Source organism: Zobellia roscoffensis, assembly GCF_015330165.1.
Classification (GTDB): domain Bacteria; phylum Bacteroidota; class Bacteroidia; order Flavobacteriales; family Flavobacteriaceae; genus Zobellia; species Zobellia roscoffensis.
In genome coordinates this window covers 3426933-3450402 of sequence record NZ_JADDXT010000002.1, presented here as the reverse complement: position 1 = coordinate 3450402, position 23470 = coordinate 3426933, and the positions used below count along the sequence as shown (strand labels likewise).

Here is a 23470-nt window from a genome sequence, read left to right as displayed (position 1 = left end):
CTTCCTTTAAAAAAAACCTATTTTTGGTCAAAATTCAAATAGCATTGAATCTACTCCGTATTTTTTTGTTTTTCCTTGGCATGACTCTTATTGGCCATGCTCAAGAAGAAAAGACTTCCCCAAACGATACTACGCAGAGTAAACAGATTAACATTGTTTACGGGGCCAACTTTACTAAAAATGAAGAACAATTTCCCGGAGCTTCAATTTTTAGCAAGGATGATAAACAAGTGCAATTTGAACACCAAGGCGCAGATCTTTGGTGCGATATTGCCATTTACTACCAAAAAGAAAATAGGCTACGTGCTTTAGGGAATGTTCGTTTGCAGCAAGGTGATTCTATAGAAATGACCAGTGGTAAAATCAATTATGATGGAGAAACAAGGCTGGCCAAGGCTTTTGAAGACGTACTTTTAGAAACCGATCAGCAGAGTGGTAAAATGACGCTAAGAACAGACACTCTCTATTTTGATCGTGAAAAACAAGAATCATATTACAATAGTTCGGGTACCATCATAGACTCTACCAATACACTTACCAGCGAAATTGGTCGGTATTTTATGGAATTGGACAAGTATCAATTTCTAGACAGTGTTCATATAGATAATCCACAATACATACTAGACTCCCAGCAACTTGACTACTATACAACATCTAAGAACGCATATATGTACGGACCTTCAACTATTACTGGAGATGCCTATAAAATATATTGTGAACGTGGTTTCTACGATACTAAAGTTGAAAGCGGGTACGGCATAAAAAACACCCGTATTGACTACAACAATCGTATTATTGAAGGTGATAGTGTCTATTTCAATAAGGCTTCAGAATTTGCTTCTGCCACTAATAACATCACGGTTACAGATACCGTAAATAATGGAATTATCCGTGCTCATTATGCCGAAGTGTTTAAAGCGAAAGATTCTGTATTTGCAACTAAGCGAGCAGTTTCCATCAGCCTTGTAGAACAAGATTCACTATATATGCATGGTGATACTTTGATGATTACAGGAAAACCAGAAAACAGGGTATTACGCGCTTTTAAAAATGCTAAATTCTATAAAACCGATTTAAGTGGAAAATGTGATTCCATTCATACATCAGAAAAAACAGGAATTACCCAATTAATTCGCAACCCAGTACTTTGGAACGGAGATAACCAAATGACAGGTGATAGCATACATTTAATCTCTAATCTAGAAACAGAAAAGCTTGATTCGCTCAAAGTATTGGAAAATGCTTTTATTATTTCTTTGGATAGTATTAGCATGACGGGCTACAACCAAGCAAAAGGTAAAGACCTTTTTGGAAAATTCGTTGAAAATGAGTTAAAGTATATTGACCTAGTTAAAAATACTGAGGTTATTTATTATATGTACAATGATGATGAAGAGCTTATAGGCATTGATAAAACCATTTGCAGTAAAATAAATATTGTAATGGCTAATAATGATGTTGAAGACCTTTCTTTTTTTATTGAGCCAGATGGTGATATTTTTCCTGAAACAGAACTTCCTGTAGAAAGCAGGAAGCTAAAAGGATTCATATGGCGGGGCGATGAACGTATTGTCTCCAAAGAAGATATATTTGACGATGACGACAACAATATTGTACTACCCATCATTAGAGGTATAGAAAACCCCATTGATATTGACGCTGAGGAAGCAGAACGATCAGGAAATTCAAATGACCCTGTCAATAAGATTCCTCCTACCAATGATAATGCTTCCAAGCCTATACTAAGGCCTAAGCTTAAAAAAGTGACTTCAAGTCCTGTTCAATGAAACAAGATTTCTTAAAATATCAAGCGCAAACTTCACCACACCCGTTGGCATTAGAAGTTTCGCATGCCAAAGGCAGCTATATATATGATGCCAAAGGTAATGCCCATTTAGATTTTGTTGCAGGTGTCTCCGCTTGCAGCTTGGGACATTGTCACCCAAAAATAGTTGCGGCTATTCAAAAACAAACGGAAACCTATATGCATGTTATGGTATATGGAGAATACGTGCAAGAGCCAGCCGTTGCGTATACAAAACTTCTTGCCTCTCTTTTACCCAAATCCTTAGAAACCACTTACATGGTTAATAGCGGTACCGAAGCCGTAGAAGGCGCACTAAAACTCGCAAGAAGAGCTACAGGAAGAAGTCAACTACTAGCTGCTCGTCATGGGTATCACGGTAATACAATGGGTAGTTTAAGCGTAATGGGCTATGAAGAAAGAAAAAGTGCTTTTAGGCCCCTTTTACCCGATATAGGATTTATTAGTTTTAATAACGAAGCTGATTTAGACAAAATAACAAAGAAAACAGCTGGAGTCATTTTGGAAACCATTCAAGGTGGAGCAGGTTTTATTGAACCTAAAAATGACTATTTAAAAAAAGTTCGCCAACGTTGTAATGAAACTGGCACTTTACTGATTTTAGATGAAATTCAACCGGGTTTTGGGCGCACCGGAAAATTGTTCGCTTTTGAGCACTATGACTGTATTCCTGATATTTTAGTGACAGGAAAGGGCATGGCCTCTGGCCTACCGGTAGGTGCATTTACGGCCTCTAATAAATTGATGTCAACCTTGCAAGATAGTCCTAAACTAGGCCATATTACTACATTTGGTGGCAATCCTGTTATTGCAGCAGCCTGCCTTGCCACTTTAGAAGAAGTTACCCAGACACAACTCATTAACGAAACACTAAAAAAAGAGGCTCTTGTTAGAAAACTCCTCAAACACCGACTAATTAAGGAAATTAGGGGGAAAGGTCTCATGCTAGCTTTAATCCTAGAAAATGCCGAAATAGTAAATCACTTAATACTTACCTGTGCTAAGAAAGGGTTGATTTTATTTTGGTTACTTTTTGAACCAAAAGCTGTTCGGATTTCTCCGCCTTTAACCATTTCTACAGATGAAATTGAAAGCGGTTGTAGTATAATACTTGAAGTTTTAGAAGGTTACAAGCAATAACCTGTTAACTAATTTGTTAATAATATAGGTGTAATCAAGTTTAAAAGAGTACTTCAAAAGGTTACTTTTAATAACATAGTTTAACCAAAACGTTCCTATGGCGTTAGAATCCAACGAAAGGCCGAACAGGCCGATTGCCAAGTTTGAATCGATGCTTAAAACCGACGACATCTATTTCTTTGATGCCGAGGATTTTGAAGACATCATACATCATTATTTGAACAATGGTAAAATAGCGCTAGCGAAAAAAGCAATTAAAATTGGTCTACAGCAACATCCAGATTCCACGGAATTGAAGTTGTTGAATATTGAAGTGCTGGTTTTTGAAAACCAGTTAGATATTGCCGAGCAACATCTAGATGAGCTTCAGATATTAGATGCCACCAATGAGGAAATTTTTATTCAGCGGGCAAATATTTATTCAAAAAAAGACAATCACGAAGCGGCCGTAGCCCTGTTAAACCAAGCTTTGGATTTAGCGGAAAACAGCTTTGACATTCATTCTTTATTAGGAATGGAATATCTTTTTATGGACGATTTTAAATTGGCCAAAGAAAGTTTTATGCGTTGTGTTTCTTTTGATGAACACGACTATTCATCATTGTACAATGTTATTTATTGTTTTGAATTCTTAGAAGATCACGAAGGAGCCATTGTATATCTAAATGATTATCTAGAACGAAATCCGTATTGCGAAGTGGCATGGCACCAGCTGGGTAAGCAGTACATGTACAAGAAAATGCATACTGAAGCACTTGCCGCATACGATTTTGCCATTATATCAGATGACACCTTTATCGGGGCCTATTTTGAAAAAGGAAAAGTTCTTGAAAAAATGGGCAAATACAATGAAGCTATAGAGAATTATGAGGCTACCATAAAAATGGAAGACCCTACTTCTCACGCTTATTTGAGAATTGGCAAATGCCATGAAAAGCTACAGAATGACGATATGGCCAAGTATTACTACTACCATACCGTTCATGAAGACCCTTTATTGGATAAAGGATGGTTAGCAATTACCGATTTTTATTACCGTAGAGAAAATTACACAAAGGCACTTTACTACGTAAACAAAGCTCTTAATATAGACGGCGAAAACCCTTTGTACTGGAAAAAATGTGCGTATATAAATGCGGCACTTAAAAAGTATGATCAAGCCGACTTTGCCTTTAAACAGGCCGTAGACCTTGGTAATTATGAATTAAAGACTTGGCTTAATTGGGCAGATGTTGTCCTAAACAATGAAGATGCCACAAGTGCTTTACAAATTTTAGCACAAGGCCAGGAGTTTTATCCAGAAAATGCCGAACTTAAATACAAAACCGCTGGTTTTCATTTAGCCAACAATGATATTATAAACGGGCGTATTAGTTTAATGGATGCGCTAAAACTAGATTTACAAAAATTACCGCTTTTCTTTGAAGAGTTTCCGCAATACACCAAATCTGACTGGGTATTGAAGGCCGTAGAAAAAGCTGAAAAATCATCAAAATAAACAACTAATTAACAAGCCCTTATAATTTTATACTATAAAAATTATAAGGGCTTGTTCCATTTTTTCCTACGTTCAAATTTTAAAAGCTATTTTTGCTTTTCAACGAACGAACCACATGGAAAAAAGAAACTTTTTAGACTATACCTTTATTACCCTAAAAGGAATGGCTATGGGAGCCGCCGATGTTGTACCAGGAGTCTCAGGAGGAACAATCGCTTTTATTTCAGGAATTTACGAAGAGCTTATCACCTCAATTAACAATGTAGACCTTTCTCTCTTTAAAGAACTTAAAGAAAATGGGATAAAAGCTGCATGGACTAAACTGAACGGTAATTTTCTTATGGCCTTGTTTTTAGGCATAGGAATAAGTGTACTCTCTTTAGCTAAGTTAGTGAGTTGGCTGCTAGAAAATAAACCTATTCTAATATGGTCCTTCTTTTTTGGTCTGGTTATAGCAAGTATTCTGCTTGTAGGTAAAGAGGTTCAAAAATGGAATGCTAAAACTATAATCGCTTTAATTGTAGGTGCAGCCGTGGCATATTACATTACTATTTTGCCGCCTTCGGAAAGTGCAGATAGCCTACCCTATCTATTCCTATCAGGCGCATTAGCCATCTGCGCTATGATTCTTCCTGGAATTTCGGGAGCGTTTATTTTAGTTTTGCTAGGATCTTATAAAACTATAATAGATGCGGTACACAACCTTGACTTTAAGGTTATTGGTGCAGTAGGTGTTGGTGCTATTTTTGGCCTTTTGAGTTTTGCTAAACTTTTAAAGTGGATGTTCAATAACCAAAAAAATCTAACCTTGGCCATACTTACCGGTTTTATCGTGGGCTCCTTGAACAAAATATGGCCTTGGAAAAGAATATTGGAGACTAAGACCATAGGCAAAAAAGTTGTTACTTTAGACGAAAATGTGAGCCCTTTTAATTTTGAGGGAGACAGTCAAATAATAATTGCCTTGGCAGCAGCTTTAACTGGTTTTTTAGTGATTTTTATATTGGAAAGAACTGCTTCAAAAAAATAAGTCCCCTAGTTCATGTATAACACCAGAACATTTACTGACAAATTCTTTTTGGTCATAAAAGGTCTGTGCATGGGTGCTGCAAACAAAGTACCTGGTGTTTCAGGAGGTATAGTTGCGTTTGTTGGTGGATTTTATGAAGAATTTATCTACTCGCTTCAAAAAGTAAATGGCAAAGCTCTTAAACTTTTATTAAACGGAAGGTTCAAGAGTTTTTACAGGTATATAAACGGTACATTTCTATCGCTTCTTATTTTTGGAATGCTAGTAAGTTATTTCAGCGTTTCTAAATTGCTTGATTATTTCTTGGCCCAAAAAGAACTCTTTGTCTGGTCTGCTTTTTTTGGGATGATATTAGGTTCCATTTATTACATTTCAAAAGACTTTGAACACTGGAATAGAAAAACAATAACAGCGGGTATCATTGGGCTCATTGTAGGTATTTCTATAAGTTTCTTAAATCCGGCAAAAGAAAACGATAATCTATTTTTTATTTTCGCCTGTGGCATTATTAGTGTTTCCGGTATGACTTTACCTGGGCTTTCCGGTTCCTTTATTCTTATCCTTCTTGGCAACTATGTGCTGCTCTTGGTAGATTCTGTAAATGCCCTTTATGATACTTTTTCAGAAGTCCTTATAGGAGATTATAGTTTTGCAAGTAATCCCGAACGCTTGGACACTTTAACCATTCTAGCTGTTTTCACAGCAGGTTCTGCCACGGGTTTGGTAAGCCTTTCGCATGTATTGACCTATGTCCTGAAACACTTTAAACACATTACTACAGCTGTAATTATCGGTTTTATAACTGGTTCTTTAGGTGTAGTTTGGCCATGGAAACGTACTATTTTTAAAACGGATATATCTGGAGAATTGATTCTTGATAGTAATGGAAAACAAATCATTAGCAACTATGAACGTTTTTTTCCTGATTTAGGAAGCTCAGAGACTTGGTGGGCCTTCTTTTTTGTTCTAGTAGGTATTGCCATTTTATTAGTATTAGACTGGTATGGAAAGGTTAGAAAAGATGCTGAGCTAACAATGTAAATGGCTTTGCTTTTATCTCAAAAATAAAATATGAAAAAAGTAAGATTCGGATTAATAGGAAAAGATATTTCATATTCATTCTCCCGAGGGTATTTCACGGAGAAATTTTCTAATATGGGACTAGAGGACCATTCGTATGAAAACTTCGATTTTCAAGCTATTGAGGAAATTAAAGATGTTCTAAAAAACAACGACGATATCTATGGTATGAACGTTACCATACCTTACAAACAACAAGTAATGCCCTTTTTAGATGAACTTGATAAAGAAGCTGAAAAAATAGGGGCCGTGAACACCATCCAATTCACGGAAAACGGCTTAAAAGGCTTTAATACGGATGCTTACGGATTTAAGAATGCCATGATGCCTTTTCTAAAACCCCACCATGACAAGGCATTAATATTGGGTACTGGTGGCGCTTCAAAAGCCGTAGCTTATGTTTTAGGGGAGCTCGGTATTTCCTATACTTTCGTCTCTAGAAGTCCTGGAAATAATAAAATAAGCTATGATCAAGTTACTAAAAACGTATTAAAAGATCATACAATTTTAGTGAACTGTACCCCTCTTGGTACTCACCCAAATATTGAGGAACGACCTTCCCTACCCTACGAATTTCTTAGTGACCAACATTTTCTATTCGACCTTATCTACAATCCTGAAAAAACTGCCTTTTTAACAGCCGGTGAAGCTAAAGGAGCCCAAATCTGTAACGGTTTACGAATGTTGGAACTTCAAGCAGACCGTTCATGGCAGATTTGGCAAGAAAGTTAATCCGGTCTTCCTTCTTTCGTTTCACATCTAATCAACTTATTAAAAGACAGTTACAATTTCATTGGCTTTTACAAGGTCTGCGGAGAAATCCACATTTTTGCTGAAAGCTAAAATACCCCTATACCTTTTGTTGTTAGAGTGGTTGTTAGTATCTTACCCTTGCATTTTGCAAAATCAATATCTTAGAAATGATGGAAGATAAGGAACGGGAACTACAACATAACGTAGGGGAAGAAAACAAAGAAGAAATCATCGAAAATACGGAGAATTCCACTAGTACGGAGGTTTCTCAAACGGTGGCTACTCCTAAAAAAGAACTATCCGGAACACCCGAGGATGAAGGCTCTGACAACGAAGCACAAACTACGGTAACTCCCGAAATTGAGCAACCTTCTGCTTTCGAAAAAGAAACTCCGTCCGAATCTATTAAAGAAGAAACTACTACTGCTGCTCCTAAAAAAGAAGAGAAAACGGAGGAAAAAGAAGATGTTCTTGAAGAAATAGACGAGAACAATGCTGAAGATGCAGAAGATACGGACAATAAAGAACGCCATACTATTCCACTTTTGGATTACCATTCCATGTCTATGGAAAATTTGGTAGGTGAACTTCAAAAATTGGTTCGTAATGAAAAAGTGCAAGCCATAAAGAAACATGTAGATGGCATTAAATCTGAATTTGACCAAAAGTTTCAAGAGTTTATAGAGGGTAAAAAAGAAGATTTTATCGCTGGTGGCGGAAATGAAATAGATTTCAGGTACAATTCAGTTACTAAAAGACAGTTTAACGAGGTATATGGTGATTACCGTGAGAAACGCAATCAATACTATAAATCCCTTGAAAAAAATCTAAAAGAAAATTTAAGCAGACGCCTTGAGATCATTGAAGAACTAAAAGGTCTTGTCAATGTTGATGAGGACATGAACACCACTTACAAAGCGTTCAAGGAACTTCAGGAAAACTGGCGTAATGCGGGGCCCATACCAAGGACCGAGTACAACAATGTATGGCGTACCTACCAACATCACATTGAAATCTTTTATGATTTTCTACACCTGAACCGAGAGTTACGGGACCTTGATTTTAAACATAATTTAGAAGAAAAGGAGAAATTAGTGATACAGGCGGAAACCCTAGCCAAAGAGCCAGACCTTACTATTGCTTTTAGAGATTTACAGACCTTGCATAAAATCTGGAAAGAGGATATTGGTCCTGTAGGTCAAGAACATCGTGAGGAAATATGGGAGCGTTTTAGTAATGCCACAAAGGTTTTACACCAGAGAAGGCAAGACCATTACAAAGAGCTTGATGCACAATACGAGCAGAATCTGGTTAAAAAGAATGAAATAATAGCAACTATTGAGGCCATGTCCCAAAATGTTGCTACCAGCCACAAAGCGCTACAGCAACAAATAAAAAAACTGGAAGAACGTAGAAATGCTTTTTTTGAAGCAGGTAAAGTACCTAGAAACCAGAATGAAAAAACATGGGGTGCTTTCAAAACTGCCGTTCGTAATTTTAATAGGAGTAAGAATGCCTATTACAAGAATCTAAAAAAAGAACAACAGGATAATCTGGACAAAAAAAGAGCATTACTTGACCGTGCCGTTGCGTTAAAAGATAGCGAAGAGTATGACAGGGTTACCCCAGAAATGAAACGCATTCAGAATGAATGGAAGCAAATTGGTCATGTACCCAGGAAATACTCAGATAAGATATGGAAAGAGTTCAAAACTGCTTGCAACCATTATTTTGACCGTCTACATGCCCTAAAAAATGAAGGCCTTAAAGAAGAACAAGAAAACTTTGAAAAGAAAAATGCTTGTCTTGAAAAGTTATCTGCTTTTAAATTATCCGGCAAGCGCGAAGACGACCTTAAAACAATAAAAGCATTTATTGCGGAGTGGAAATCATACGGTAGAGTTCCTTTTAAGAAAAAGAACATTGACCAGAAGTTCAATAAAATTTTAGATGGCATTTTCAAGAAATTGGATATTGACCGTCAAGAGTCGGAATTGTTGAAATATGGAAATAAAATTCAGGAATTGGCAAATGCCGATAACGAACGAGCTATACAAAACGAGCGTAGTTTCATCCGTAAGAAAATAGAGGAAAGTAAAGGAGAGATTCGTCAATTAGAAACAAACCTTCAGTTCTTTTCCAACGCTTCAGAAGATAACCCTTTAGTTCGTGATGTAATTAAACGCGTAGACGCGCATAAAGAAACTTTAGAGACCTGGAAAGCGAAGTTAAAGAAACTCAACATCTTAAAAAATGATTTAAACAGGGCTAACGATGCTGAGGAAGAAGCGGCAAATAGCGAAGCCGGAGAAGAAGAGTAATTCCCTTATAAAAACACCCGCAGAAAACTAAACACATCATTTGAAAAAATGATAAGAACAACTCGCTCATTAGTAAAGTAAAATATATGAAAATTATAGGCATCGGAAAGAATTATGTTAACGATAAATCTGAAATAAGCGGACTAAAAAATGACACGCAGTTAATATTCACAAAGCCAGATTCATCTTTAGTTACAGATAATAAAGATGTTGTTTTTCCTTCCATAACCAACCAACTTATTTATGAAGTAGAATTGGTTGTGAAAATTGGTAAAAAAGGAAAAGACATTGCACTAGACGACGCAAACTCATATATATCCGAAATAGCTATTGGTATTGACTATACGGCAAAAGATGTTCTTACTGCGAGCAGAGAGAAAAAACAACCTTGGGCACTTGCCAAAGGGTTTGACGGAGCTTCTCCAATTTCTAATTTCAAACCTATTTCTGACTTTTCGGATTTAAACAATATCAACTTTGATTTAGTAATAAACGGAGAACAAAAACAGGTAGGAAATACAGATTTCATTATCTATAACTTTGCAGAAATCATAAGCTTTGTATCCACTTTTATGACCCTAAACCCTGGAGATATGATATTTACGGGTACACCTGCATCAGGAGCAGGACAAACTTTTAAAGGTGACCATCTACAAGCTTCAATTGAAGGTGAGTTATTGTTGGATTTTAAAATGATTTAAACCAGCCATAAAATTTCCTTTAAATAGGACTATCACCTCATGCCAAATAAGCCCGAAGCAAAATATACTATGAGGTAAATCAGTATATTAGCTAAGTATTTGGCCTGCTTTTCTCTGCAAACAAAAACGGAAGTACAAGGATATCATCACTTTAAAAAACACCAGTTATGAAGCATTACTTTATACTTTTAGTTATAGTACTATTTACAAGTTGTGGAACCAAAGAAAAGACAATCGCAGCTTTAATTGAAGTTGACCAAGCCACTATTGGCAAACACATTCAGAGTCTAGCTTCAGATGAGTTTCTAGGAAGAAAGCCATTTACAGAAGGGGAAGTAAAAACAGTGACTTATTTAAAAGATGAGTTCGAAAAACTAGGTCTGTCCCCTGGAAACGGAGATAGTTTTTTTCAAGAAGTTCCCATGGTAGAGATTACCGGAACTCCTACCGAAAAAATGGTAATTTCAGGAAAAGGTGGAAGCTTCAATTTAGATCTTCTAAAAGATTTTGTTGCTACAACCAATAAAGCCGTAACAAATGTGAGTCTTGATAATTCTGAGCTCGTTTTTGCTGGCTATGGCATTGTTGCTCCTGAGTATGACTGGAATGATTATGAAGGTATTGATTGGAAAGGTAAAACTGCTGTTGTCTTAATCAATGACCCAGGGTTTCAATCTGGGGATTCAACCTTGTTTAAAGGAAATGAAATGACTTACTATGGTCGTTGGACCTACAAATATGAAGAGGCAGCAAGACAAGGTGCAGATGGTCTTATTATTATTCATGATACGGAGCCCGCTTCTTATGGGTGGAATGTGATTGAATCTGGTTGGAGCGGAGCCAAATTAATTATTGAAAGTGATTTACCTCTTTTAGATGTTGAGTCTTGGATTAGTGGTGAGAGTGCCCAAAGCATATTTGATGCTTCAATTATGAAAGGTGAGGATTATAAAACCCTTGCTAGAAGTAAAGAGTTTAAGCCTATTTCTCTAGATTTAAACGTTTCTGTTGCAATTCAAAATAAGATTAAAAAAGATGTTTCTAAAAATGTAATTGCACTTATTCCCGGGACGGATAAAAAGAATGAAGTTATCATTTACTCCGCACATTGGGATCACTTCGGTATAGGCAAAGCTATAAACGGGGACTCCATCTATAATGGTGCCGTAGATAATGCTTCGGGTACCGCAGGTCTTTTGGCAATTGCCGAAGCTTTAAAAAATAGTAAGCCAACAAAACGTTCTATCGCATTTATAGCCGTAACTGGAGAAGAACAAGGCCTATTAGGCTCAGCTTATTATGCCGAAAATCCCATTTTTAACCCGAAGAAAACCGTGGCAAATATTAATATTGATGCGCTATCCAGCCCCGGAAAAATGAAAGACCTGACCATAACTGGTTTTGGACAGTCCGAAATGGATGAATATGCCGAAGCAGCCGCCTTAGAACAGGACCGTTATATTATTCCAGACCCGGATGCCGAAAAAGGATATTTCTTTAGATCGGACCATTTCAATTTTGCCAAGATTGGTATTCCCGCCCTATATGCCAGTGGTTCACATGAAGGTTTTGACATGAGTATTGAGGAGATAAAGAAAATGAAAGCGGACTATTTAACCCATATCTACCACCAACCTTCGGACGAGTACGATCCCGAAACCACGGAACTGAGCGGCGTTCAATTTGATCTGCAGTTATTTTATAATGTAGGATTGCGATTGGCCAATGAAGATTATTTCCCCAAATGGTACGATGGAAGCGAATTTAAAGCGGCCCGTAAATAGTATCAAAAAGAAGTCAACTAAAAATTAAAACACGGTTTAAGGTATACTTTCATATACATCTTAAACCGTGTTTTTTTAAATGAAATTTATGATTTTACATACGTAAACTCAATTGTAGCTTCTTCATTATCCGCATTCAAGTACGTATAAATAAGCGTAAGTGTAGTATCGTTTTCCAATACCAATTTAGCGCTTGTAGATTTTTTCAATTCAACTGTTTTCTCATCCGTTACCTCATATTCCACCAGACTCGTTTTTATAAAACTACAATCGGCATTGGTATCAAAATCCACCGTTTCGTTCCCTTTAGTAACGCTAGCAGCAAATTCAGCCGGCATTGGGTAGCTCACCCCAATATTATACTTTAATAGATCGCTTCTTCCAAACGTAGTTTTGTGTTGTAAAAATTCAAACACACTGTCTGACTGAAAGTCGATTGTATTCTTCATTAAACAAGGGTCCGTTGCTCCTGTCAATTCCCATTTTCCGAGCAATTTGGCAATCACAGCAGTTCCATCATAGGTGTTAGTATCGGCAGGAGTTTCCGTTTTTTCCTCTACTTCTACCTCATCCGTATTGGCCCCTTCCGGTTGATTCAAGGCTTCGTTATCGTTTCTTACAAAAATATCTAACCTTGTCTGTTCCGTACCACTGGCATCGGTAATTACTGAAGTTACCTTAAGCGTATCGTCTATAAGTTCAATTTCCGAAGAAGAATCAAAAAAAGTAACCTTGTTAAGTCCTTCTATCATGTACGTCCCTTCCTGTGTGTTTGTAGAAATACTAGAACCCGCAGCGCTGTTAGTTCCTGTTTTGTATACCAGGCTATAGGTATCATCATCATTAAAATTGGCTCGGGAATCCTTTAAAACTTCAAATTCTGAACTGGCAATAATTTCATTGTTAATGCTACTGCTTATCAATACCCACTCCCCTAGTAAATTGGTCTTGGTTTCCGTAACATACTCCGCAACCGCTTCTTTTTCAGTTTCGGTGCTAGAATCATCGTCACTACAATTGATCATCAGTAAGGAAAACATAATGACCGTAAGCATTGAAACTCCTAATCTAAGTTTTGAATTTTTCATAAATTACTATAATTGAATTGTTTTGGTTTTACAGTTGCAAAAGTGGATTCGCTCTTTGCCGCCATCCCCATTTTTATCTATTTTTTTGGATTGAAAGTGGCCAAAGTCTATACCAAAACTAGCCTATATGAACCATTTTTTATTGAGCTACTTTTGATGTAAAATCATAAGAATCTAAAAATCAGCATGAAGCTTATAGAAAATTAATAGAATATTAACGTAGTCTATTCTATGCTACTTTATTTTATGACATGAAATAAGGTTTCGACACGCTTACTTGGAGAGAGGATAAACCAGAAAATTTATAGAACAAAACACGAAGCGGCTGCCATAAAATAGATTAAATGGTCTGGATACGCTTGAACAAGAATTCTTTCTGGGATTTACTCAATGGAATAACCTTTCTATTGATAACTAAATGGTCATCTGCAATTGTATTAAGCTTAGAGATGTTCACTATAAACGATCGGTGTACGCGAACAAAATTGGCTTTCGGCAGTCGTCCTTGCATTATTTTCAGGGTTTGGCTCAATACAAAACGTTTCGTTTTGGTCACCACAGTGCAGTAATTCCGGTTCGCTTCAATATAAAGCATATCATCTAGCAGCAGTTTTTCCATTTTACCATTATAGCGAATAAATACGCGATCCTCAAGAACTTCTAGATCAGGTAGCGATGCTGTTTGGACATTCTCCTTCACTAGCTGGTCAGCTACCAATTCTATAGTCCGCTCTAGATTTAATTTATTGAAGGGCTTTGTTATAAAGGCCTTGGGTTTGGTTTTCTTTGCCGCAGAAAATGTGGCTTCATCTGTATTGGCCGTAAGATAGATAACGGGAATATCTCTATGCTTATGAATTTCCATTGCCGTTTGAATACCGTTCAAAGCTCCTTTTAAATTAATATCGAGCAATAAAATATCAGGTGCATTCTCTTTGGTTTGCAATAAGGCTTCCTCTCCCCTTGTTACGATGCCAGTAACTTCATATCCCAAACTCTCTAATTGCAATGAGATATTGGCAGCTATAATCATGTCATCTTCCACTATAAGTATTCGGGTCTTGTTCTTCATATTCACGCCGCTTTGCCAGGTTCAAATTGAATGGATACTGTTGTTCCCTGATTTATTTTAAGTATCATTTTGCCATCCAATTGTTTTGTAAGCAACTCTACCAATTGTGTACCGAAGCCTGTGCCTTGGGTATTTGTGTCTAGTTGTTTCCCTATACCGTTATCCATAACCTCTAACTTTAGTTTCCCTTTTTCTTCTACCAGGCTTATTCTAATCTTCCCCTTTCTTCCTTTTGGAAAAGCATATTTTAGTGAATTCGTAAACAGTTCGTTTACTATAAGTCCAATGGGAATAGCCAAATCAACATCTAACTCAAGATTTTGCATTTCTACCTTTAAATGCACTTGTTCATTAGCGGCAAAAGCATCAATAATATATTCGCCCAACTGTTCAAAATAGCTTTTCATTTCAACCGCAGCCAAATTCTTTCCTATATACAATTTTTGATGAATCATACCCATACTCTGAACCCTATGTTGGCTTTCCTGAATAGTAGAAAGCATATAGACATCATCTATTCGAGCAGCTTGAAGCGATAATAAACTAGATACAATTTCCAAGTTGTTCTTAACCCTATGATGTATCTCCTTTAGTAAAAATTCCTTCTCCTTATTTTGCTTTTCGAGCATTTTGTTTGCCTTTAATTTATTCTGAATTGCCTTGTAGGAAATTAACAGAAGTAAAAGTAACAGTCCGGCAATAACAATAATCAGGTTTTGTGTGGTACGCTGTTTTGAAATGAGGGCTTCTTGTGAGCGAATCTTTACCTCTTTACCGGCTACGTCAAATTCTGTTCTTAACAATGATGTTCTATTGTCTGCCTCGGCCGTAAAAACAGCAGCCTTATATGCATCGTACTTAGCAAGTGCGGTATAAGCTTCTTTATATTGATGGTTTCCCGCATGGGCCTTGCCCAAAGCCTCATACGCCTGACTCAAAAAGAATGCATCGCCAAAATCATCTGTAGCTATGGTAATGGATTTTTCAAGACAGTCAATGGCAGAGGTATACTTCCCCTGCAGGTTCTTCACATTACCAATGGAGAGCCAACTTCGCATTGTTAGAAAATTATTATCCAGCAACTCCGCATATTTCAAGGCATTGGAACCAGCTTCTTCAGCTTTTTCAAATTCGTTGAGATAAGCATATGTATCCAACATAACCATATAGGCATCGCTCAGGTTATTGTAAAAACCATAACGCTCGCCAATAGCAATAGAATGCCGAAGGTAGTTTAAGGCCTCTTCATGCCTGCCCAATGACAAGTAGTTACTTCCAACGACAAAAAGTGTAAAATCATAATCTAAATCATTAATACGGCGCTCTTCATATAGCAACAACGATTTGAGTCCGTATTCTAGACCCGTTTCAAACTTTGACTGTTTCCAAAAGAGATTACTTAAATCGCTATATGCCATTGCAATTGCCCGATTATCGTTCAATTTTTCACCTAACCGCAAAGCTTCAAGGGCATAGTCTGCGGCTTTACCTAGTTTCCCCCTACGCTCGTATACATACCCTAATTGGGTATTTAAATGCGCTAAATCCTTTTCCATAACCTTACACTTTGCACTTTCCAGCACTTTTTCGGCTTGGTCAAGCTTTTCCTTTCGGAGTAAAATTGCGGCTTCGGTTATCTGAAAACGGCCTTCCCACAGCGTGTCATTACTTGTTTTGGTCAATGCCAAGCCTGTTTTAGTAAACTCCATCGCTTTGGTCAAGTTTCTAGTGTGCCAATAATAAGCAAGATCATTAAGGATGGAAAACTTAACGGAATCCGGTTTGGCCAAAGGGAAAGATTCTTCTAAAATATCTAGGTAAGAAGCACCAAAATTATCCGTTTCTACAAATATTTTTTTATAGGATTTGCCATCGTACAACTCCGTAATTTGAGCAAAGAGCGGGGTGCAATTCAGGATAAAAAAAGAAAACAAAAAAACGGAGTAGAATATTTTTTTTTCCATGGTTGGTTGCGTTTCTCACCAGGGGAAAAAAATGAGGATGTTTAAATATACAACAATCCTACAATATTTACTTCGGTAAAAATATTTGGCTATTCGGACAGTAATTAGAGTACTTCGTCCTTTTTCACAAACCTTGCGTATTAGAAATCAATAGCTTCATTCAAAATTATATGCAAAGTTCCTCCGGCTAAATTAATAACCTTCATATGTAGGGTAGCTATGAAAGCTTTAGGACTTTTATTCTCATTTCTTATCACTATACCGCTGTCTTGCAAAGACAATGGCGGCACTCATGGTCCTACCGCACAAGAGCAACAACTCACTGCTAATTTCAAAAACTTCATAGAAATAGCATGGAACGAAAAAAGCATGGATACGCTAAAATCCACCATTGCAAATAATTATACCTGTAATCACAACGGTATCCGAATAGCCAATAACCAAAGTGAAATGCAGGCCTTTATGACCCTCTATTTTACAGGCTTTCCGGATGCCAAAATCATCACTGAAACCATTACGATCAAGGATAGACAACTATTCACCCAATGGACATTCACCGGCACAAATACCGGAACATTTAGTGAAATACCTGCTACGGGCAAAAAAATTAAAATAAACGGCTACGCTACTATCCTATTTAATAACCAGGGTAAAATAGCACAAGAAGACATCTATTATAATGAGCTGGAGTTTCTTCAGCAGTTAGGCTACACCTTAAATCAACCTATACTTGAATGACAACTAAAATTATACCCAATAAACACTAAACCACATTACTAATCAAACCTTTATAAAAATGAAAAAAACAATTGTAATTCTCGTAATGATGACTTCGCTCATCACACTGGCCCAAAAGAAAAATGGAACCGTTTATTCTGAACACCCATCTATTGATGTCCTTGCCAGTTTTACAGAGGCCTTTGCCAGTGGAGACACTATTAAATTAGCCAGTTTATTGACCGATGATTTTAAATCCTATAATGGGGTATCTACAGATTCTAAGATAAAAGGAACTGAAAAAGCTCGCTATTTAAAAAACTCTTACCGTTGGTTCGATGAGCTTGAATACTTCTCTATAACCAATTTTCCTGGTGCCTACCCTGATGCTATTGAGTATAAAAAAGACAACGAAAATGATGAAATATGGGTGCAAACTTGGGAACTGATAAAAGGAGTTCATAAAAAAACCGGGGTGAAATTTACTTCACCCATTCATGGTCTATACCTACTCACAAAAGACCTCAAAATAAAAACAGAAATCATCTATATGAACGAAGGTATTTTTGAGGAAATGTATCAAAGTTTATCAGATCGTACCAATGGTACCATCTACAACCACCATGATAATATCAATACCGTCCGAAAGGCTGTGTATGCCTTTGAAAATGGGGATTTGGACAAGGCTATCGACTATTATAGTGAAGATGCCAGGTTCTTCAATATCAACGATGACTTGAACGCTCCAATCACGAGAGATGCCGTAAAGGCAGTACGTCAGGAATTTTTGGACAATTTTGAAATAAAAAGTATTGATATGATCGGTTACCCAGACTATCTGGAATATGAAATGGACAATGGCCGATCGGTGCTATCTTGGTGGAAATTTCACTTAATCAGAAAGTCGGATAAAAAAGAAATAGAGCTTGCCATGCACATTAACGATGATTTTGATGAAGAAGGAAAAATCATATCAGAAATAATTTATTTCAACCGCACTTTATTAGAAAACTAACACTGTTGAGTTTATTACAAACCACTGTAAACACAGAAACGTTGTGTCTCGTCATTAATGGTTTGAATTAGCTACATACCAAAACTGACCGACTTTAGAAAGGCCCGGAATTCATTTCTGGGTCTTTTTTTATACCGAAAAAGTCCGATTTCCAAATAATTGATAACATCTGATTTTAGGATGGAAGTTGAGTTAAAAGCTTATAACTTAAGTTGAAAACAAAGTAAATCAGCCAGATATAGGCGTGCTGGGTTGTGTAAAAGTATAGCCCAAATTTAATATTGACTTTTATGCTTGTTCACAGAGTCTGTGTATCTTTAAGTTTATACAACCTATTAACTGTTTTAGCCACACTACAATTAAACTGGAAGGTTCGATAAAATAAAAACTATAAAAAATGGCGGAATTTTGGGAAGAAAATTTCAGCGAAAAACAAGAAATGTGGGGCCTTGAACCGGCAAAATCTGCTGAATTGACCAAAAATCTCTTTGTTGAGAAAAATTTAAGGAATATACTTATTCCGGGTATTGGATACGGCCGTAATGCAAAAGTTTTTAGAGAAAATAGGATTGAGGTTACGGGAATTGAAATCTCTAAAACCGCTATTGATTTAGCCCAAAAACATTATGGGACCGAAATGACCTTTTATCACGGTTCCGTTACCGAAATGCCATTTGACAATAAAAAATATGACGGAATTTTTTGTTACGCACTTATACACCTATTTGATAAAAACGAAAGAACAAAATTAATACATAACTGCTATAACCAACTGGCTGATAATGGCCAAATGGTTTTTACCGCAATAACAAAAGGTGCCCCTAATTTTGGTAAAGGAAAGCGAATTGAAAAAGACCGATACGAGTTTCACAAAGGGGTGAAAATATTCTATTATGACAAAGAATCAATTGCATCTGAATTTGGTGATTATGGCCTCTATGAAATTGTTGAAGTAGATGAAAACCAGCCCATGTTTTTAATTAAATGCAGCAAAAAATAGGTTAATTATTGGACACTATCACATTAATTGAACCTAGTTACTTTTTTAAAATAGTAAAGTAAAAGGTACTTCCTAAGCCTTCTTGGCTTTCCACCCATATCTTACCATTATAGTGCTCCACAATTTTCTTTACGATAGACAAGCCTATTCCTGAGGAGGAACTGGTACTTTCTAATTTTGTAAATACCTTAAATATCCTTTCAAAATAACCTGGATTGATTCCAATTCCATTATCCTTTACAAAAAACTCATAAAACTTATTGTTTTCAGTAACCCCAATTTCAATAACTCCTTGCTCTTTATCGCTATACTTTATACTATTGGTAATTAAGTTTTGAAAGACCTTCTCAAACATCCAGGCACTGCCAATCAGTTTTGGTATATTTTCTTGTACAGAAATTTTTATGTTATCGGGTACCGTGATGGTTTTTAGAGCCTCATCTATCAATCCGTTAATATCAATTTGCCTGTCATCAGACTCTAATTTATCAATTGTTGAATAATCTAAAATACCTTTAATAATTTGATCCATTTTCTCCACATTAAAGAGAACTTTATGTAATGGCTCAAATGAATCTTCGGTCAGCGCCTCTTTATTATCATCTATAAACCAACTAATTAAGGTGTTTATATTTACTAACGGGGCCTTTAAATCATGGGAAACGGCATGAGCGTACTCATTTAACTGCTCATTCTGAAGTGATAAACTTTTTAGCAATTCTTCTTTTTTCCGTTCTTGTTCTTTAATAAGTTCTTCGTGCTCTTTTCTTTGGATAACATTTACCAGCATATTTGCGAACACAAAAAGAATCTCCTTCTCATTTTCGGAAAACTTGTTAATTTTTCTAACCGAATCAAAACCAATAAACCCAATTAATTCATTGTTTTTAATCTTGGGTATGGCAATTAGACTTTTAATGCCTTGAGGCTCTAAAATTCCACGCACACTATTTTCCCCATCATCAGGTAACTGGCTTACATCTTCTATATACAAGGCTTCACCTTTTTTATGGGCGTCCAGCCATTGGGTAAGAAACTCAATAGGAATATTTTGCAAATTATCAATCTCCGCCTCTATTCCTGTATTACACCATTCATAGGTATTAGAAGTAGTCTGATTGACCAAGTCATAAGAAAAAATATAGCTTCTATCCGCTTCTACAAATTGACCAATTTGTTTTAAGGATTTGTTTAGAACTTCATCTATATTTGATAAATCCGTATTAATATATGTGGTAGAAATACTGATTAATAACTCTTGAAAACGTAATTGGCGCTCTATAATTTTATCTTTCTCAACCTGTCCAAAATCATCTGTATTTCTATCAATTAGATTCTTTTCGCCCATAACAATTTTGCTTTTTCCTTAAAGTTGATTTACCTAAGATTCTTTTAGTTTTCTGTTATCCTATAGTGAAACGTTGCTATCAAACACTTTATTGGAGATTTACATGTATTTTTATAATATTTAGTAGTAAGGTTACGGACTATCTTGAAAGATATAATCCTACATAATACCTGAATATTATTCTTACAAGCAATATAAGATATAAAGTTATCAAAATTCATAAATCATAAAAAATAAAAGCCTAAAAATGAACAGTGTAACAACTACAAAACCGAATTAAAACATTCTACTACCTACAATGGGTCTTCTAAACCATATTTCTTTACTCTTTGTGGTATCTTGCACCTTTATCTAATGCTGTTACCATCGCTTGCACAACTTTCCATATTGTACCCGAACAGACCACGCCTATACGACTACAAGAGTACGGGGTGGGTATTTTTGATTCCGTACCAACAAAATCCGCATGGAAAAAAGTCTTAAATAAAAATCTTGTTACGGTAGACGATACCATTGCCAGCACAGCAACTTTTATAAAGGGCGGGGAAACCATTTCTCTCTTGAAACCACTAGAACCGAAAACTCGAAAAAAACTGATTTTTGAGCTCAAAGTTATTTTTGAAGATGAACATCTGGCAATAATTCACAAACCTGCTGGTATTCTAGTAAGCGGTAACAGTTTCAAAACTATTACTAATGCACTACCTCAAAATCTTAAACCTAGTAGCGTTGCAGATGCTACAAAACCACAACCGGTACATCGGCTAGACTATGCAACAACCGGACTTCTATTAACCGGAAAAACGGGTAGCAGCATTCGTAAACTTAATCAGCTTTTTGAGGATAAAAAAGTACAAAAGGTCTATTATGCGGTAACTATTGGAGTAATGTCCCTTTCGGGAAAAATCACCTCTAAAATAGATGATAAAATCTCAGAGAGCCATTACGAAGTTATCCGTTCCGTTTCTTCGGAAAAATATGGCACCCTTAATTTAGTGAAGTTAGACCCCAAAACCGGAAGACGTCATCAGTTACGTAAACATTTGTCTAGTAGTGGAAACCCTATATTGGGTGATAAAGACTATGGTAAGGAAGGTTTTATCTTAATGAAAAAAGGCCTTTATCTTCATGCATATTCATTAGAATTTATTCATCCTTTGACAAAAGAACATCTATTGATTACCGATGAATTACCTGAAAGGTTTACCAAGATTTTTGGCGAAATTAAATAGAAAATAATGCCGACTATTCTGCGAAAACCGCCCAGTCTTTAAAAACAGGTTCATACCCTTGTTTCTTTATCATTTCTTTAATTTCTGCTGTAGAGCGTTCATCAGAAATCTCAAACTGCTCTAAAGATTCCGGTTCTGCAGTATACCCGCCAGGATTGGTTTTAGACTCAGCGCTTATTGACGTGATTCCCAATTTAATGATATTGTTCCGGAATGTTTCACTTTCCCGTGTAGACATGGAGAGTTCTACATCTTCATCTAAAAGACGATAAGCACAAATCAGCTGAACCAAATCAGCATCCGTCATTTCTACTTTTGGTTGTACATCACCTTGATGTGGTCTTAATCTAGGAAACGAAATGCTATACTTTGTTTTCCAATAGGTCTTTTGCAAGTACTTTAAATGTAAAGCTGTGTAAAAACTGTCCACTCGCCAATCTTCCAATCCGAACAAAGCTCCTAAACCTATTTTATGAATTCCGGCTTTTCCTAATCGGTCCGGGGTATCTAATCGGTATTGAAAATTAGATTTTTTACCTTTCGGGTGATGCACTTTATAAGTCGCTTCGTGATACGTTTCTTGATATACCAAAACAGCGTAAAGTCCTGCCTCGGCCAACTCTTCATATTCCTCCTGATCCATCGGTTGCACCTCCATGCTAATATTGGAGAAATGCTCTTTTATCAACTCAATGGCATGTTTGATATACGCCACACCTACTTTTCTATTGGCTTCACCGGTAACCAATAAAATATGGTCGTATCCTAATTTTTTGATGTGTTCCACCTCTTTTAAAATCTCCGCATCGCTCAAAGTTTTACGTGGAATTTTATTGGTCATACTAAATCCGCAATAGGTACAAATGTTCTGACATTCGTTGGATAGATACATGGGCAGATACATCTGGATGGTATTCCCAAAACGCTTCTTGGTCAGCTCATGGCTGCGTTGCGCCATTTCTTCTAGGAAAGGTTTTGCTGCGGGAGAAATCAATGTTTTAAAATCATCCAAAGAAATACGGTCCTTTTTTAAAACCGATATGACATCAGCCTCCGTCACGGCATAAATTTCCCGCTCTAGCGTATTCCAATCGTATGTATCAAATGTTTCTCTAAAGGACATACTGTGCTAGTTTAAAAATGAAGTCAACGGACTACTCGCTTCTGCCACTTCTTTAATCGGTGCTAATTTTGCTCGGTATGCCACTCGCCCTGCTTTAACTGCCATTTTAAAAGCAATTGCCATTTCAACCGGGTTTTGAGCTACGGCAATTGCAGTATTTACCAAAACTGCATCGGCTCCCAATTCCATGGCATAAGCTGCGTGCGACGGCGCTCCAATACCTGCATCAACTATGACAGGTACATTACTCTGTTCAATAATTATTTTGAGAAAATCATCGGTTTTCAATCCCTTGTTACTACCAATAGGCGCTCCCAAAGGCATAACGCACTGCACACCCACATCTTCTAATCGTTTACATAAAACTGGGTCTGCATGAATATAAGGCATCACTACAAAACCTAATTTCACCAACTCTTCGGCTGCTTTTAGGGTTTCGATAGGGTCTGGTAACAAATATCTTGGATCAGGATGAATTTCTAATTTCATCCAATTCGTTTCTAAAGCCTCACGTGCCAATTGTGCCGCAAAAACAGCTTCTTTAGCTGTTCGTACTCCAGATGTATTGGGTAATAAGTTGATATGTTCCGCATTTAAGCTTTGTAGCATATCATCTGACTTGTTCTCTACCTCTACCCTTTTAAGCGCAACGGTAACCAATTCACTTTCCGAAGCCAAGATAGCTTCTCGCATTTTTTGTGAACTAGAGAACTTGCCCGTACCCGTAAATAGTCTTGAAGTAAAGGTTTTATCCGCTATTTGAAGTGCATCTGCCATAT

The 23470-nt window shown here is 36.7% G+C and carries 19 protein-coding genes; 13 read left to right on the top strand and 6 right to left on the bottom strand.

The window, feature by feature from the left end; translation table 11 throughout:
* Positions 1-80 precede the first annotated feature (80 nt).
* From IWC72_RS13955 to IWC72_RS13915, 9 genes are all read left to right on the top strand, one after another.
* Complete coding sequence (locus tag IWC72_RS13955; protein ID WP_194531167.1) at positions 81-1787, top strand: OstA-like protein; 1707 nt, start codon at positions 81-83, stop codon at positions 1785-1787.
* Positions 1784-2965, top strand: a complete 1182-nt coding sequence (locus IWC72_RS13950) for an aspartate aminotransferase family protein (RefSeq protein ID WP_194530181.1) — start codon at positions 1784-1786, stop codon at positions 2963-2965. Before IWC72_RS13955 ends, IWC72_RS13950 begins: the two co-directional genes overlap by 4 nt.
* A gap of 97 nt (positions 2966-3062) precedes the next feature.
* Positions 3063-4463: a tetratricopeptide repeat protein gene (locus IWC72_RS13945; RefSeq protein ID WP_194526769.1), complete on the top strand. Its 1401-nt coding sequence runs from the start codon at positions 3063-3065 to the stop codon at positions 4461-4463.
* Positions 4464-4578: 115 nt separating this feature from the next.
* Positions 4579-5493, top strand: a complete 915-nt coding sequence (locus IWC72_RS13940) for a DUF368 domain-containing protein (protein ID WP_194526768.1) — start codon at positions 4579-4581, stop codon at positions 5491-5493.
* A gap of 12 nt (positions 5494-5505) precedes the next feature.
* Entirely contained in the window at positions 5506-6534 is a 1029-nt protein-coding gene (locus IWC72_RS13935; protein WP_194530180.1) for a DUF368 domain-containing protein, read from the top strand.
* A 30-nt stretch (positions 6535-6564) separates the two neighbouring features.
* Complete coding sequence (locus tag IWC72_RS13930; protein WP_194530179.1) at positions 6565-7305, top strand: shikimate dehydrogenase family protein; 741 nt, start codon at positions 6565-6567, stop codon at positions 7303-7305.
* Positions 7306-7496: 191 nt separating this feature from the next.
* On the top strand, positions 7497-9647 hold the full coding sequence (locus IWC72_RS13925; protein ID WP_394370105.1) for a DUF349 domain-containing protein: 2151 nt from the start codon (positions 7497-7499) through the stop codon (positions 9645-9647).
* A gap of 86 nt (positions 9648-9733) precedes the next feature.
* A complete protein-coding gene (locus IWC72_RS13920) occupies positions 9734-10348 on the top strand; it encodes a fumarylacetoacetate hydrolase family protein (RefSeq protein WP_194530177.1) in 615 nt (204 codons plus the stop codon).
* Between the two features lie 167 nt (positions 10349-10515).
* Positions 10516-12132: a M28 family metallopeptidase gene (locus IWC72_RS13915; RefSeq protein ID WP_194530176.1), complete on the top strand. Its 1617-nt coding sequence runs from the start codon at positions 10516-10518 to the stop codon at positions 12130-12132.
* Between the two features lie 86 nt (positions 12133-12218).
* Here the strand turns inward: IWC72_RS13915 and IWC72_RS13910 are convergent, their stop codons facing one another.
* The 3 genes from IWC72_RS13910 to IWC72_RS13900 all read right to left on the bottom strand — a co-directional run bounded on the left by IWC72_RS13910 (position 12219) and on the right by IWC72_RS13900 (position 16256).
* Entirely contained in the window at positions 12219-13220 is a 1002-nt protein-coding gene (locus tag IWC72_RS13910) for a hypothetical protein (protein ID WP_194530175.1), read from the bottom strand.
* Between the two features lie 340 nt (positions 13221-13560).
* Complete coding sequence (locus tag IWC72_RS13905) at positions 13561-14292, bottom strand: response regulator (protein WP_194530174.1); 732 nt, start codon at positions 14290-14292, stop codon at positions 13561-13563.
* A 2-nt stretch (positions 14293-14294) separates the two neighbouring features.
* On the bottom strand, positions 14295-16256 hold the full coding sequence (locus tag IWC72_RS13900; protein WP_194530173.1) for a histidine kinase dimerization/phosphoacceptor domain -containing protein: 1962 nt from the start codon (positions 16254-16256) through the stop codon (positions 14295-14297).
* 219 nt (positions 16257-16475) lie between these two features.
* Here IWC72_RS13900 and IWC72_RS13895 point away from each other — a divergent pair, with 219 nt between their 5' ends.
* The 3 genes from IWC72_RS13895 to IWC72_RS13885 all read left to right on the top strand — a co-directional run bounded on the left by IWC72_RS13895 (position 16476) and on the right by IWC72_RS13885 (position 18988).
* Positions 16476-16994 (top strand): ester cyclase, encoded by a 519-nt coding sequence (locus IWC72_RS13895; RefSeq protein WP_194526760.1) that lies wholly within the window; start codon positions 16476-16478, stop codon positions 16992-16994.
* Positions 16995-17052: 58 nt separating this feature from the next.
* Positions 17053-17988, top strand: a complete 936-nt coding sequence (locus tag IWC72_RS13890) for a nuclear transport factor 2-like protein (protein WP_194526759.1) — start codon at positions 17053-17055, stop codon at positions 17986-17988.
* A 397-nt stretch (positions 17989-18385) separates the two neighbouring features.
* Positions 18386-18988, top strand: a complete 603-nt coding sequence (locus IWC72_RS13885; protein WP_194530172.1) for a class I SAM-dependent methyltransferase — start codon at positions 18386-18388, stop codon at positions 18986-18988.
* Between the two features lie 37 nt (positions 18989-19025).
* On the opposite strand, the gene IWC72_RS13880 is transcribed toward IWC72_RS13885, so the two are convergent.
* On the bottom strand, positions 19026-20336 hold the full coding sequence (locus tag IWC72_RS13880) for a sensor histidine kinase (protein WP_194530171.1): 1311 nt from the start codon (positions 20334-20336) through the stop codon (positions 19026-19028).
* Between the two features lie 329 nt (positions 20337-20665).
* Between IWC72_RS13880 and IWC72_RS13875 the strand changes: the two genes are divergently transcribed.
* Complete coding sequence (locus tag IWC72_RS13875; protein ID WP_226979574.1) at positions 20666-21568, top strand: RluA family pseudouridine synthase; 903 nt, start codon at positions 20666-20668, stop codon at positions 21566-21568.
* 13 nt (positions 21569-21581) lie between these two features.
* Here IWC72_RS13875 and thiH read toward each other — a convergent pair whose 3' ends face one another.
* Both thiH and IWC72_RS13865 read right to left on the bottom strand, forming a co-directional pair.
* Positions 21582-22691: a 2-iminoacetate synthase ThiH gene (gene thiH / locus IWC72_RS13870; protein ID WP_194530170.1), complete on the bottom strand. Its 1110-nt coding sequence runs from the start codon at positions 22689-22691 to the stop codon at positions 21582-21584.
* Positions 22692-22697: 6 nt separating this feature from the next.
* On the bottom strand, positions 22698-23468 hold the full coding sequence (locus IWC72_RS13865) for a thiazole synthase (protein ID WP_194530169.1): 771 nt from the start codon (positions 23466-23468) through the stop codon (positions 22698-22700).
* Positions 23469-23470 lie beyond the last annotated feature (2 nt).

What these genes read in the sequence shown, in the direction of transcription:
- IWC72_RS13865 (WP_194530169.1), bottom strand. Translation starts at nt 23,468, where the DNA reads ATGGCAGATGCACTTCAAATAGCGGATAAAACCTTTACTTCAAGACTA.
- IWC72_RS13950 (WP_194530181.1), top strand. Translation starts at nt 1,784, where the DNA reads ATGAAACAAGATTTCTTAAAATATCAAGCGCAAACTTCACCACACCCG.
- IWC72_RS13945 (WP_194526769.1), top strand. Translation starts at nt 3,063, where the DNA reads ATGGCGTTAGAATCCAACGAAAGGCCGAACAGGCCGATTGCCAAGTTT.
- IWC72_RS13935 (WP_194530180.1), top strand. Translation starts at nt 5,506, where the DNA reads ATGTATAACACCAGAACATTTACTGACAAATTCTTTTTGGTCATAAAA.
- thiH (WP_194530170.1), bottom strand. Translation starts at nt 22,691, where the DNA reads ATGTCCTTTAGAGAAACATTTGATACATACGATTGGAATACGCTAGAG.
- IWC72_RS13905 (WP_194530174.1), bottom strand. Translation starts at nt 14,292, where the DNA reads ATGAAGAACAAGACCCGAATACTTATAGTGGAAGATGACATGATTATA.
- IWC72_RS13895 (WP_194526760.1), top strand. Translation starts at nt 16,476, where the DNA reads ATGAAAGCTTTAGGACTTTTATTCTCATTTCTTATCACTATACCGCTG.
- IWC72_RS13880 (WP_194530171.1), bottom strand. Translation starts at nt 20,336, where the DNA reads ATGGGCGAAAAGAATCTAATTGATAGAAATACAGATGATTTTGGACAG.
- IWC72_RS13920 (WP_194530177.1), top strand. Translation starts at nt 9,734, where the DNA reads ATGAAAATTATAGGCATCGGAAAGAATTATGTTAACGATAAATCTGAA.
- IWC72_RS13925 (WP_394370105.1), top strand. Translation starts at nt 7,497, where the DNA reads ATGGAAGATAAGGAACGGGAACTACAACATAACGTAGGGGAAGAAAAC.
- IWC72_RS13955 (WP_194531167.1), top strand. Translation starts at nt 81, where the DNA reads ATGACTCTTATTGGCCATGCTCAAGAAGAAAAGACTTCCCCAAACGAT.
- IWC72_RS13890 (WP_194526759.1), top strand. Translation starts at nt 17,053, where the DNA reads ATGAAAAAAACAATTGTAATTCTCGTAATGATGACTTCGCTCATCACA.
- IWC72_RS13940 (WP_194526768.1), top strand. Translation starts at nt 4,579, where the DNA reads ATGGAAAAAAGAAACTTTTTAGACTATACCTTTATTACCCTAAAAGGA.
- IWC72_RS13915 (WP_194530176.1), top strand. Translation starts at nt 10,516, where the DNA reads ATGAAGCATTACTTTATACTTTTAGTTATAGTACTATTTACAAGTTGT.
- IWC72_RS13885 (WP_194530172.1), top strand. Translation starts at nt 18,386, where the DNA reads ATGGCGGAATTTTGGGAAGAAAATTTCAGCGAAAAACAAGAAATGTGG.
- IWC72_RS13900 (WP_194530173.1), bottom strand. Translation starts at nt 16,256, where the DNA reads ATGGAAAAAAAAATATTCTACTCCGTTTTTTTGTTTTCTTTTTTTATC.
- IWC72_RS13930 (WP_194530179.1), top strand. Translation starts at nt 6,565, where the DNA reads ATGAAAAAAGTAAGATTCGGATTAATAGGAAAAGATATTTCATATTCA.
- IWC72_RS13910 (WP_194530175.1), bottom strand. Translation starts at nt 13,220, where the DNA reads ATGAAAAATTCAAAACTTAGATTAGGAGTTTCAATGCTTACGGTCATT.